This is a genomic window from Thermoleptolyngbya sichuanensis A183 (genome assembly GCF_013177315.1).
Lineage (GTDB): Bacteria > Cyanobacteriota > Cyanobacteriia > Elainellales > Elainellaceae > Thermoleptolyngbya > Thermoleptolyngbya sichuanensis.
On the sequence record NZ_CP053661.1, the window covers coordinates 3,189,355 to 3,202,208 of the forward strand.

9 protein-coding genes are annotated in these 12,854 nt (G+C 48.7%); 1 reads left to right on the top strand and 8 read right to left on the bottom strand.

What is annotated here, in order from left to right:
* Positions 1-17: 17 nt before the first annotated feature.
* The 8 genes from HPC62_RS13330 to HPC62_RS13365 all read right to left on the bottom strand — a co-directional run bounded on the left by HPC62_RS13330 (position 18) and on the right by HPC62_RS13365 (position 10,084).
* Positions 18-1,265, bottom strand: a complete 1,248-nt coding sequence (locus HPC62_RS13330) for a glycosyltransferase family 4 protein (protein WP_172356422.1) — start codon at positions 1,263-1,265, stop codon at positions 18-20.
* The gene (locus tag HPC62_RS13335; protein WP_172356423.1) at positions 1,262-2,440 is read right to left on the bottom strand and encodes a glycosyltransferase family 4 protein; all 1,179 of its coding nucleotides are present in this window, start codon (positions 2,438-2,440) and stop codon (positions 1,262-1,264) included. Before HPC62_RS13335 ends, HPC62_RS13330 begins: the two co-directional genes overlap by 4 nt.
* Positions 2,418-3,686, bottom strand: coding sequence for a glycosyltransferase (locus HPC62_RS13340; protein WP_172356424.1), 1,269 nt, complete (start codon positions 3,684-3,686; stop codon positions 2,418-2,420). Before HPC62_RS13340 ends, HPC62_RS13335 begins: the two co-directional genes overlap by 23 nt.
* A gap of 11 nt (positions 3,687-3,697) precedes the next feature.
* Complete coding sequence (locus HPC62_RS13345) at positions 3,698-4,957, bottom strand: glycosyltransferase family 4 protein (RefSeq protein WP_172356425.1); 1,260 nt, start codon at positions 4,955-4,957, stop codon at positions 3,698-3,700.
* Positions 4,958-4,959: 2 nt separating this feature from the next.
* The gene (locus HPC62_RS13350; protein WP_172356426.1) at positions 4,960-5,886 is read right to left on the bottom strand and encodes a phytanoyl-CoA dioxygenase family protein; all 927 of its coding nucleotides are present in this window, start codon (positions 5,884-5,886) and stop codon (positions 4,960-4,962) included.
* 207 nt (positions 5,887-6,093) lie between these two features.
* Entirely contained in the window at positions 6,094-7,020 is a 927-nt protein-coding gene (locus HPC62_RS13355; protein WP_172356428.1) for a glycosyltransferase family 2 protein, read from the bottom strand.
* Between the two features lie 57 nt (positions 7,021-7,077).
* Positions 7,078-8,244: a polysaccharide pyruvyl transferase family protein gene (locus HPC62_RS13360; protein ID WP_172356430.1), complete on the bottom strand. Its 1,167-nt coding sequence runs from the start codon at positions 8,242-8,244 to the stop codon at positions 7,078-7,080.
* Between the two features lie 55 nt (positions 8,245-8,299).
* Complete coding sequence (locus tag HPC62_RS13365; RefSeq protein ID WP_172356432.1) at positions 8,300-10,084, bottom strand: ABC transporter ATP-binding protein; 1,785 nt, start codon at positions 10,082-10,084, stop codon at positions 8,300-8,302.
* A gap of 564 nt (positions 10,085-10,648) precedes the next feature.
* On the opposite strand from HPC62_RS13365, the gene HPC62_RS13370 reads away from it, so the two are divergent.
* A complete protein-coding gene (locus tag HPC62_RS13370; protein ID WP_172356434.1) occupies positions 10,649-12,838 on the top strand; it encodes a GumC family protein in 2,190 nt (729 codons plus the stop codon).
* The last annotated feature ends 16 nt before the right edge of the window (positions 12,839-12,854 follow it).

Consider the following 12,854-nt stretch of genomic DNA (forward strand, 5'->3'; position numbering starts at 1 on the left):
GACTTTTTAGCTCTTGACTAGATGAAGGGTTGCAATTGCTTCTTGCTCACTAACTTATATATCTGCATTAAGCTCTTTGCTTTTTGCTCCCAGGAAAAGTGGGCTTGAACATGTTCCCGTCCTGCCTTGCCGAGGCGCGATCGCAGTTCTGCATCTGTTGCAAGCTGAGTCATGGCGCTTGCCAAATCGCAAACTGCTTGCGAGGGGGAGTGGGCTGCGACTTTGATTCCGGTACTCTCGGTAACTTGAACGGCTGGCCCACCCAAGTCAAAACAAATGACTGGCCGTCCACACGCCATCGCTTCCAAACAAACCCAACCGCCAGAATCATGAAGGCTAGGATGCACCAAAATATGGCTTTCACCCAGTCGATTTAGGGTTTCATGACGAGGGAGCTTACCGAAAAACCTTACCTGCTTTGCAACTCCTAAGTCATCTGCTAGCCGTTGAAGGCGATCGCGCTCCGGCCCCTCTCCCAAAATCCAATATTCTGCGTCAGGCAGCTTTGCGGCGGCAAAGGCTCGGATGCCCAAATGCAGACCTTTCCAGTGCAGCAACCGAGCCATGCTAATAAACCTCACAGGGTCTGAAGTAGGTGGCCACAGGGTTGAAAGCTTGACAATTTCTTCTTGAGAAAGCCCTGACTCTGAGTAAAGTTCTAAATTCTGAGCGCCCATGCTCCGCAGGCGTGCGGCAGTGTCTTTGGTCGTCGCCCTGACCAGAGCGCTGCGAGCTGCCGTCAAGCGCGTGAATGGATCAGCCTCGCCTAGCCGATGGGATAAATAGCGCAGCACTTCATATACTCGCGCATAGAGATCAAACTCTTCCCAAAACGCGGCAGGAGCCATTTCACCACCACCCACAGGCCCCCAAACAAACGGCACAGGCAAAAGACTCAGAAAGCTGGGCGAGGAATAGCGAACGTAAGTAACGTGGTGAATTACGTCCCACTGAATCTGCGACAATAAGCGTTTTGCAGTGCTGTAGGCGCTGAGTTGCCAAAGATAATGATGAAGATGAACAGTCTTATTACTACGATGCCAAAGCTTTGCACCCGGAACATCGCAATAAATAAACTGCAAATTTGGGAATGGATGCTGAGTAAGTTCGGCTTCGATAAAAGGGCGATTGTCTTCACGGGTGAGAACCCAGACGGGGTGATGCTGGGCGATCGCCCGCGCTAAGTTCCAGCCTACACCTGGCTCCGACCCCATATTGGGGCGACAGGCATAGGCCGACAGCAAAATGCAGAGAGGCTGGTTCATGTTGATTCGCCTCCCATGACCATGACTGCAACATGTCTTAGAAATACGCCTGCTTGCTGCGGGCTATAGTCAGCCATGATTGCTTTTGAACGCTCTCCCATCGCAGCAATCTGAGACGGATCGGTGATCAAACGCTGCATCGCGGCAGCCAGCGCCTCTGGGTCATTGGGCGCAAAGCAATAGCCATTTTCACCCTCTCGCACGAGCTCTGCTGCACCCGCCCCTGTAGAACACAGCACCACCTTTCCCAGCAGCATCGCCTCCAGCACCACCATGCCCCAGGTGTCTTCCAGTGTGGGCAACACAAATACGTCTGCATGATGAAAATAGGTGCTGATGTCGTCATAGCTGATCCGCCCCACCCAAGTGACGCAATTCTCTAGCTGATGCTGCTGCGCATATGACTGTAAATCTTCTTGCTGCGGGCCATCACCCACTAACAGCACGCTGAACTCCTTACTTCCTGCGTCCTTCAGGAGCTTGCATGCATCCAGTAAACATGACACCCCTTTGCGGGGCACCATACTGCCCACAAAAAGAAAAACTGGATGCCTCAAATCTGAAAAACGGAGCAACTGACCCGGAACAACAATCTCCAGCATTTCATTCACTGCTGCCAGAGAGCGCACATCCGGCACTTCATAAGGCTGAGCAAAGGTTCGTTCTGGCGGCGATCCCAGGCAGTCAATTAAATACTTTTGCCCAGTGCGACTATTGGTAATGCAAGCATCAGCAGCCCACACCATTGCTCGACGCAACGCCAATCTGAGGGGTGAATTTCGATAATCTACTCCCGGCGAACTGCCTTCGTATGCAATGACGACTTTCCATCTGCCTAGCCATTTTGTTAGCAGTGCAAACAATGTCCAGATGCCAAAGGAGCTAGAAAACACAACTTGAGGGCGATATTGGAACAGTCGAGGCAAGATCTTGGGTGAAAGATAAGTAAAGTTATTGCCATAACTGGTAACAGACTTCGTAACTGTCACCACTTTTTGCTTACCAACCATCTCTACGTCTAAAGGATTTTCTAGTCCTTTTGCAAAACCTGGAAATAGCCCCGTAAAAACCTTGGTATGCGGAAAATATCGAGTCAGTTCACTCAAAGCGGGTTGCCAATAAAACCAGGTCGTTGGCAGCAGCCAGGCAATTTTAGAGGTGCTGGGCTTTTGCATAAATCTCCTGGCTGACGCACTCACTTAGGATAGAAGTAGAAAATTTCGTTGAGGTATGATTTGCAATGAGCTCGTGTGTTCTGTGGAGATTAATATTGATTTCTTGACCTTGCAAAATGTAATGGGTAATTCCGTTGGCGATCGCCCCTGGTTTTTCCGACTGAATCGCTAGCCCCAATTCATACTGGCGCACCAGTTCACCCATTAATCCATAATCCGAACTCAGCACGGGCTTTTGGTGCAACGCGGCCTGCATCAAAATGCCGCTCATACCAACATGCTTTTGATACAGCGCCAGCACCACATCTGCTATTTCGATATATTGATGCAGCACCGAATCTTCTACAAACTCATAGCGCTCTAGAATTTGAATCGGTTTGCACTGACGCAGCAGCGATACTGAACGAGCAATTCGCGGCTGATCACCAGCATTAGCCTCCCCTAACAAAATCAAGCAAACCTGTTGGCAAACTTCATCAGGCAACAGTTCCAAGCTTTCCAGTAGTGGATATATCCCTTTACGGGCAGTCAGCGCACCAAACAGGAGAAATACAGTGCGATCGCCCTCAATTTCTAACTGCTGGCGGAGTTCGACCCCAGAACCGGCCGACTGGTAAGCCAAATCGACCGGATCGGCTAGCGCACAGACCTTGACATGGGGGGGCGGCGTGATATGGCCTGGTGCAATCGGGTCGAGGGAAAACAGCGTGCGAAACTGGGGATGGCGCAGCGCAGCGCCGAGGATCAGGCGATCGCGCCAGGCCTGTAGGCGATCGCGCCAGGTTTGGGGGCGGGGGCTAAAGGTGTAGTAATGGAATGTAGGGCGAAAGTAAATCCCTGAAACAGGGCAAGGAAACGATAGTCCAGCTGCCATTGGCAAAAGACAGGTGTCTAGATAGAGCATCAGCGCATGGTCAGCTTGCAGCAGTTGGGCATACCTGGCAAACAATCGCCATTCCTGGAAGTTGCGAAGGTTGCGAGCAATGCCAGAACTGCGAGATTTCAGCGCAGTCTGTTCAGCTTCGGTAATCGCCACAAACTGAACAGAGGCACCCTGGCTGCACTGCCGCACTACATCGGCATGAACCTTGAGGAACTGGGGCGACACGACGAAAAAGAGCGTTCCCAGGGGCGATCGCGCCGTCCAACCTTTACACAGGTGCAAAATATAGTGTGGATGATGACCGTAGATCGACAGGTCAAAACAAACCAGGCTGAACTCTAGGTCTGTAGATGGGATCTGCATGGGAAGTGTGGTTATGCAGGGGGCATTCGAGCCAGTAAGTCTTGGTAAAGCTCTAGATAGCGACAAGCTTGTAACTCAAGTGAAAAGGCGTGTTCAGCTTTTTGGCGAGCAGCCACTCGCAGTGATTGCTCCGAATCGGAATGCTCCAAAATCCAGCGGATTCCTTGGGCTAAGTCCTCAATCTCAAACGGGTTGGCAAGGTAGCCATTGTGCTGATGATCCACAATGTCCGCCAGTCCCGTGCCTTTGAACGCAACGACCGGCGTGCCGCAGGCCATCGCCTCAGATGCCGTCTGCCCAAACGCTTCTTGTAGCGATGGCGCTACAAATACATCCGCAGCGGAATACGCCAAGGCTAATGTAACGTCATCGCTGAGATGTCCCAGATAACGGGCAGGAAAACCCAAATCAACAGGAAACTCCGGTTTGGAGGAGCCGAACACCACGACTTCAGCTTGCGAATTCAGTTCAGTCTGAGCAAGTTGCTGTAACGCGGGCTGCAATAGCTGAAATCCCTTACGCCGATCCTGGGTAGCGCTAATGGCCCCGAACAGGATCAGCTTCTTATCTGGCGGCAGGTTGAGGGCGAATCGGGCCGCCTGGCGATCGATCGGCTTATACGTTTGCGTATCGAGGCAAAAGGGAATAATCTCGATACGCAAGTCTTTGAACAGGGTACTGGCACGAGCGCACTCTGCGAGCCACTGCGTTGGGGAAACAATCGTCAAGTTGAGATCCTTCCACGCCTTCGCTTTACGCTGCCAGGTGCGACGAGATAGGTCATTTTCGCTGGTGCTGCCGAGATGGGGACAGCTTCCGCAAGCCTGGGTGTAGCGATCGCATCCCTGCGTGTAGTGGCAGCCGCCAGTGAACGGCCACATATCCATCAGCGTCCACACGATCGGCTTTGGGATGCGCGTCAAGCTTTCAATAGGCAAGTAGCTATTTAAAATCCAGTGAAGATTAATAATATCAGGGTTAAGCTGCTGGATACGGGGAGAGATTCGGTTGGGCGTACGCTGGATGTCAAAAACTGATTTGTTGACGTGGGGATAGGGACGCAGCGCTAGTCCATCTATTTCAGCACGAAGGCGACTCGCGACTTGTCCCAGTAGGGTCTTTGGAGACAAGACAGTGCGATCGCCACTGGTGCTTTTTTGCACAAGCATCCAGGAATCTGCTCCGAGCGATCGCAACCCCTGATGCACCCGGTAGGCTGCCCGCGCTGCGCCGCCAATGGTGTCAAAGGTGCTGAGATGTAAAATTTTCATGCTCAGGCAGCCTCTTCATAGTTTTCTCGACGCATGACCATTTCTGGACCGCGCCCCCGAAGAGCATTGGCAACAAAGCGCAAGTAGGTTTTGAAGCTATCCACATAGGGGGCGATCGCATCGCCTGTCATCAAAATGCGCGGGTTTATGGAAGCGTGAAGTTTGGGTGCGTTTGCTGCATAGAGTGGCTTGTACTGAGCCGGATAAAAGTGTGCCGTTAGCGACTTGCGGCTATGTTGTGGATTAGTATTTTTGTAGGCTCCGTGAATGGTGTAAGGGTGCCAGAATAAAACATCCCCTTTTTCTAAGGGAAAAGCCTTATATTGATAGTCGCTATTGTGAATCAGCGTGATAATTTCCTTGCGATAGTCTTCATGATCACTAAAATTTTTGGCATTGGCTCTGGAAATTACTCGTCCCCTATGGCTTCCGGGTAAAACAAAAAAGCAGCCTGCATCTTCTTGAATATTTTCTAATGCATACCAGGCTGCAACCATATTGCCGGGTGGATCAGCATCTAGGTAATAGTGATCTTGATGCTCGATTGTGCCAGTTGACTTATCAAACAGCATATTTTGTATCATCACATGAGCGCGATCGCCCGATAAAACGCTCAGAATCTCGGCCACCGTTGGGTCAACCAAGCAGCTTTCAATAGCGCGAGATAGTCGAGGCGAAAACTTCAAATTCGCAGGATTTAGCATCGAGTTTTCAATAAATCCTGCTTCGGTAAGGCGAGGGCGGGTGGGGATATGGGTATCCTGGCTGTTGAAGACAAACAGGCGATCGCGCTTCTTTTGCTCAACCAGATCCAGCAATACGTCAATCTTGTCAAGCTTCAAGGCCTTGCAAATAATAACATAACCTTGCTCTCGGTAATACTGTTGAATCTCCTTCGGCTGGTTAACTGAAAATTTTGCAATTGACATGATGTATTTCCAGGAATAGACTGCAAGCTATTTTTATGAAGCACCGGAAGAACATTGCCTGAACAAATCAAGAAATCATTAGCATTCTGATTCATTCACCACCCTCAAAATGCCAATCAGGATTAACCATACTGTAAGGGGTTCAGAGGCTAGCAGATCAAGGTCGCGGAAAACCAAGGGAACTAACAGAAATGAAGTTACTTTACCTTAAATCACTTTTTTGCCAAGCATGCGTAGCAGTTTCGCTCTGGCACGGGTCATTAAGCTAGGGTCAAACAGGGTATCTTGCTCAAACTTGTCAGCCGCTCGATTACGAATTAAATAAGGCGGATGCTTAAGAGGAAACTGCATTGTTTCCGTCTGCATATTGGCATACTGGCTTCGCTCGCTCGTCGTTGTTGTATGTGTTGCATCTTCGCCAAAGCCAATATTGGAAACTAAATTTACACCTGGCAAAATACTTAAACCATTCTGCAACCAGCTAGACAACAGCCAGCGATAAGCCCAAGAAGCAGACTGATACCTTCGCTCGTAAACTGACTGAAAGATACTAGTCCAATAACCAACAGAGCGAGAATCCCCCAGTATATCTTCCAGAAGATTTTCAGACTTTACCATCTCCCAATTAAGCATGTCATAATCGAAGTATTTCCATGCTCGACTCCATGTTGCCCATCCCCAACAGTGAGCATAGCGAGAGAAATAATAGCTAAATTTAGTTGAATTGCGTCCAAACTGAACATTTTTTCCGCATATGGACATAACTCTAGCATCGTCTCGATAGCGGTCTAAAAGTTCTTCACAGAAAGAAAAGAAACTGGAGTGAGGGACACAGTCATCTTCCAGAATAATTGCCTCATCAACTAACGAAAATACCCAATCCAGACCAGATGCGACTCGCTTTCCACAGCCTAAATTATGTTCCGAATAGTTTTTTAGGATTTCACATTCCCAATCAACCTGATCGATGATTGCACGAGTTTGAGAACACCTCTTTGCATCATTAATATTCTCACTTCTCGGCCCATCTGCAATCACAAAGAGCTTTTCAGGTTTAGCTTGACGAATTTTATCAAGCACTTTCAGGGTCTTATCTGGTCGATTAAATATAATAATTGCCACAGCTTTTTTCATGATTCTAGCCAGTCTAAAACGGTTTATTCCGTCGCAAATCAAATCCAAAAGATTAAACTATCCCAAAATGGTCTTTTGAATCAAAGATTTGGCAATAGCAGAGTTTTTCTGATAAGAATCAACAATAATTTCATTCAAGGATGGCATTTGTCTCTGCAACAAGTCATCCAGCCTCTGCCGTACAAATGTATCTTTATCATGAATATCTAGTATCAAGGATTCCATACTATAATCAATAAAAATTCCTGATATTTTCGTATGCCTTTTTGAGTCTATAACAGCCACAGGCAGAGATCCAAAAGCCATAGAAAACATTAGGACATGAAGCCTATTGCTAAAAGCAAGACATGAACTTGAATACACCTTTTCCATATCTCTTGCTGTCACTCTAGAGTCCAGAAGATCAACTTTATGCGTGCTTTTGTAGCGCTCATATATCAACTTTGACATAGATTCATCGCGCTCAACTTGATGGCAAACCAGAATCTTCTTTGATAGAACGTTCGAAGCATATTCTACAATTCTATCTATCTTGGAGAATAGTAGATTTTGATATTCTTGAGCGTCTAAATGCTGACCCAAGAAACCAGGAGTTGAATCTCGGAAGCTAAGAATTACAAACTCTCGAGACTCAATAGAGGGCCTTTCTCGCGTATATCGTGTTTCCATTAACCAAGCTAAATCAGGAAAATATACTGTATTCTGGATTCCTATACTTTCGGCATAGCTTTTTGACGAGCTGTCTCTTACAGAATTAAAGTACGTTAGTCTAGACTGCCATCTTTCTAGGCTTTCCCGTCTTCCCCAAAAGGGGCCAATGGAGCAACCAAAACGGCAACGTCTGACTCCAGACAAGTAGATCAGGGTCGAGTTTATCAATATTCTGAAAAAAACACCTCCTAGCACTTTCATATCTCCATAACTGTGTCCAGGATTGATAATCACAAAGGTATTTTTTTTGAACCCGGACAGCCTTCTGATACCTGCCAAGATAATGCGAACACGAAATTTACTTCTGGATTCCTCAATAATTTCCTCTGGTAGCAAGCCAAGTTCTTGTCTGTACCATTCTGGAACACCATTGACATTGACTACCAGTCGTGCATAATTCCTCACTTCTGATATCAGAATCTTATTAATGAGGAGATCGCCAAGATTATCAAATTGAGTTATTGCACTATAGAAGGCCAAAGCTTTGCTTGGGCTATCAATCATCTTTTTCATAAGTCTTATATTTCAGCCTAGTATTTCCTGCGTAAGCTAATAATTTTCAGAATTCTCAAGAGGCAATAATTTCCCTATATTTTCCAGATCTTAAAACTTTTCCAGTCTCCAATAGATAGACTCGATTGCAATGTTCTACTGTCGATAAGCGATGGGCAATAATAATTATTGTTTTCTTACCTGACAGTGCTTGAATTGCTTCGCTTACCTTCTTTTCGGTCTCGTTATCCAAGGCAGAAGTAGCTTCGTCGAGTACCAGCACTTCTCGCTCATGATAGAGCGCTCTGGCAATGCCGATTCGCTGTCGCTGTCCACCGGAGAGCATCACGCCGCGCTCTCCGATGCGAGTATGAATGCCTTTGGGGATCTGGGCAATCAGTTCCTCTAACTGAGCAGCGGCGATCGCCTGCTCTAACCTTCTATAGTCAATCAGATGATCCGGAACCCCAAAGGCAATATTTCGTTCGATCGTGTCGTCTAACAGGAAAATAGATTGTGGAATGTAGCCCACCAAGTTTTGCCATGCTCGCAAATCTCGGTAAATAGACACCCCATCAACGGTAATATCTCCACTTTGAGGCGTAAGCAAACCTAAGATAATATCGACCAACGTGGTTTTGCCTGCTCCAGATTTTCCGATAAACGCAATCGATTCTCCCTTTTGAATCTCTAACGATACATCGTTAATTGCTGGGTCTAAAGACGTTGAGTAGCGATAAACCACATTCGATAATCGAATCTGCTGCTGAAAGTCCATCGCAACTGTATGGTTCAAAGCTCTTTCCCTAGACCCTAGGCTGCTATTGCTAGATACAGAGAACCGTTGTTCAATTTCCTTCAGATCAGCATATAAAATATCCGGGACGTGGCGAGTGCTTTGCAGATTACCAATGGTAGACATGAGTTGGCTAGCGGCAGGCACCAGGCGAATCGAAGCAACTGCAAACACACTGAGGCTAGAAATTAGTAGATCTGTGCTACGAGATAGAAAAAGCTGTGAAATTGCAATGAATGACACGATAAACACAACTAACACTGTTTCAATCAAAATGCGAGGCAACATGTCAAAGCTTGCAGCAAAGGAAGCCGCCTGAGCATATTGCTTTGCATTGCTAGCCATTTGCGCTTCAAAGTAGGGCGCACAGCCAATAACACGAGTTTCTTTAAATCCACCTAGCCCATGATTGAGCGTCTTAATAATGCCTTGCAGTGCCTCTGAACTCTTTCGTCCCCAGCGCTTTAATCGATGTCTCATGAAGTAAATCAGCAGCACAACAGGCAGCAATGCGGAAAGGGTTGCGGCTAAAAGAAGCAAATCTGTTGCCGCCATTAAGACAAATAGAAAAACTAGAATAAACAGATTTGAAACGCCGTACAGCAAGGACAGTAGAATCTTGTAACAGAACTCCTGCGTTTCGAGTGTGATATTCTTAATTAGACTTGATGAGTTTTTGGAAATGAAGTAATTGTAATCACTATAAAGATAGGCATGATTTAAAGTCTGAATCATGTTAGCCCTATGCATATGGCTGAACTTAAGAATATACAGCTTAGAAAAGAAGTAGAGTGCTGACTTCAGAATAAAAGTTACAGCTATGAAAATACAGAGAAAAGTAATCACGCCTCTTGTAGAAGATATCCTTAAAGCACCAAATATTCCTGACAGAGCAGAATTCTGCTCAATAATTTGTGGATCTGAAACAATTGTAAAAAAGGGCCCGAGCATCCCAATTCCCAGAGTTTCAGCAAGTGAAGAAATAGTAAATACCAGAAATAACAGCGGGATCTGCCTCTTTGAATTCCCTAAAATAAACCAGATCTTCTTCAAGTATTGCAGCATAGGAAGGTAGTGCGATTCTTAATTCTTCTAGAGCTTTCGGCTCATTAGCTTTAAATTAAAAGCTTTGGTACTCAAGCTAGCTTTCTAACTCTAAACTGGTGCTCTCCAAAAAATAAACAGCGTGATCGCCCTTCTGCCTCTCGAAGGCAAGTTAACAGAATGCAACATGAACTCGAAGCCTTCTGTATCCAAGTTCATGAAGGCTTCGTGGAAATCCGGAGTATTCGAAAATTTGCTGATGCGGTGTTTGGTTTGTCCAGATTTTCGGAGGGTGCTTTTCGCGACGCTTTGCTGAGGGCAGATGTGCTGAGGATCTGAAGATGTGCTGAGGATCTGAAGAGGATTAGGGGGTGATGAGCAGGAAATTGTGGGGCGATCGCCCGCTGCTCCAGAAAAAATCGACCCCTGCCGTTAATCCGACTTTCCGTAAAAATCCGGGCCCGAATGCGGAAAAGCGTAAATATCTAACAGAACCCATGTCGTCTGAGCAACCGACCGATTTTGGGAATCTATCTCAGCATTCGGAACGTTGTTGTCAAGCCTCCCACAGATTCTCAGCAGCCTATGAAAAGCGAACCCAACTTTCAACCCAATTCCAATCCCCAGCGCTTTGGCTGGCCCACGTCAGAACCTGTTCTGGCCAGGCTAGAGACAGTCGATCAGGGTACTATCAATAGCGCTGCGGGAGAAGAATCCTGGAATATCGGCTGGGTCTTTGCAGCGCTGCGGCGACGCGCCCCAATTATCCTGGGCGTGGCTACTGGCACTACAGCAGCCGCCGCGTTTTTGATCTTGAACCAGGCAAACAACACGCCACCGTCTTACATCGGCAGCTTTGATTTACTCGTAGAGCCAGTTACCAGCGATGTCCAAGCCAGTCGCCAAACAACGGCTGCCCAGGTTGACGGAGTTGGCAGCACAGACGTGAGTCGGCCAAGGTTAGACTACCCTACTCAAATTCGGATTCTCCGCAATCCGCAACTGATCAAGCCCCTAGTCGATCGCCTCCAGGCGCGTGATCCCAACTTGACCGATGAAGTTGCGCGGCAGATTTTGGAGCGGCGGCTTGTGGTGGAACGTCTCAGCAACCGCATCGGCAACAGAGACGAAAACACGAAAATTATCCGAGTCTCCTATCAAGATAGTGATCCAGCAGTGGTGCTGGCTGCGCTGGAAGAGCTTTCAGGTAATTACTTAAAATACGCCCTAGAGCAGCGCCAAACCAGCATTGGGCAAGCAGTACAGTTCATTGATGACCAGCTTCCGGCATTGCAGGAGCAGGTCGATCGCCTCCAGGCACGGCTGCAGGCCTTTCGAGAGCGCAACACGCTGATTGATCCGGCTCTGGAGGGCACGCAACTGACGCAGCAGTCGGGCACTTTGCGGCAAGAGCGACTGGCCGCAAATACCAACCTGGTCGAAGCGCGATCGCGCTATGCGGCCCTAGCTGCGAACGATCCCGTCGCCATCCTCAGCCAAGCACCCGAATATGGCACGCTGCTGGGACTGTTTCAGCAGTATGAAGCAGAACTGGCCACCGAGGCCGCTCGCATGACCGACCTCAACCCCGACATGCAGTATCTCCAGGAGCGGCGCAACAACATCCAGCAGTTGATTAACCGCGAAGCGCGGCGCGTGTTGGATAAAGTCGAAGACCAGATCCGTGTGCTAGAAGACCGAAACCGGGCGATCGCCCAGTCCGAGAGCCAGATTCAGCAGCAGATCCGCAATCTGCCTGCCGCCGCCAACGAATACGACGAACTCCAGCGGCAGCTCAACATTGCCACTGGCATTCTCACCGAGTTTTCGGCCCGGCAAAAGGCGCTCCAGGTCGATGCTGCCCAGGAGCAAACCCCGTGGGAGCTGATCAACCCCCCAACCCTGCTGCGTAATGCGAACGGCGATCCAACCAACATCGCCAGCATCAACGTTAGCCAGTATTTGCTTCTCGCAGCATTGTTAGGGTCGCTGCTGGGCGTTGGCGTGGGGCTGCTGATCGAAATCCTGGCCGATCGCTATCACGCGCCGGATGAACTGAAGATGGGGGCGAGGCTGCCTGTGCTGGGGCAAATTCCGCTCCAGCCGATGCCAATTTTCACGGCTGACCAGCAGCTCTCGCCGTTGTTTCTGGAATCATTCCAGTCCTTGCTAACGCGGGTGAATTTGCTGAGTGCGTCGCAGCCGCTGCGATCGCTCGCCATTAGCTCCGCTACACCGGAGGAAGGCAAATCCACCGTGGCGCTGTATCTGGCGCAGGCGGCGGCCTCGCTGGGGCAGCGGGTGCTGCTGGTGGATGCCGATTTGCGGCGACCGACGCTGCACGAGCGGCTGAGCCTGCCGAATGATCTAGGCTTGACGGATTTGCTGAGCGACAACGATGTGTCGCTAAAGCAGGTGATCCGGCGGCGATCGCCCGACTCCTCGCTCTACGTCATCACCGCAGGCTCAATGGCTCCCAACCCCATCCGTCTGCTCACGTCTCCCCGGATGCAGGAAGTCGCCCGCCAGTGCGCTGGCCTGTTTGACCTAGTGATTTACGATACACCACCAATTCTGAACCTGGCAGATTCTAGCGTCGTCGCCGCCTACACCAACGGTACGCTGATCGTCGCCAGCCTGGGTCAAGTGCAGCGTAAGCAATTGTCCGACGCGCTGGAAACCTTCCGCGTGTCGAATCTGCCCATTTTGGGCATTGTGGCAAACCGGGTGCGGGTCAACGAGAAAGCAGTCTATTCTGCTTATACGAGGGTTTAAGGGAGAAGAACGAAGA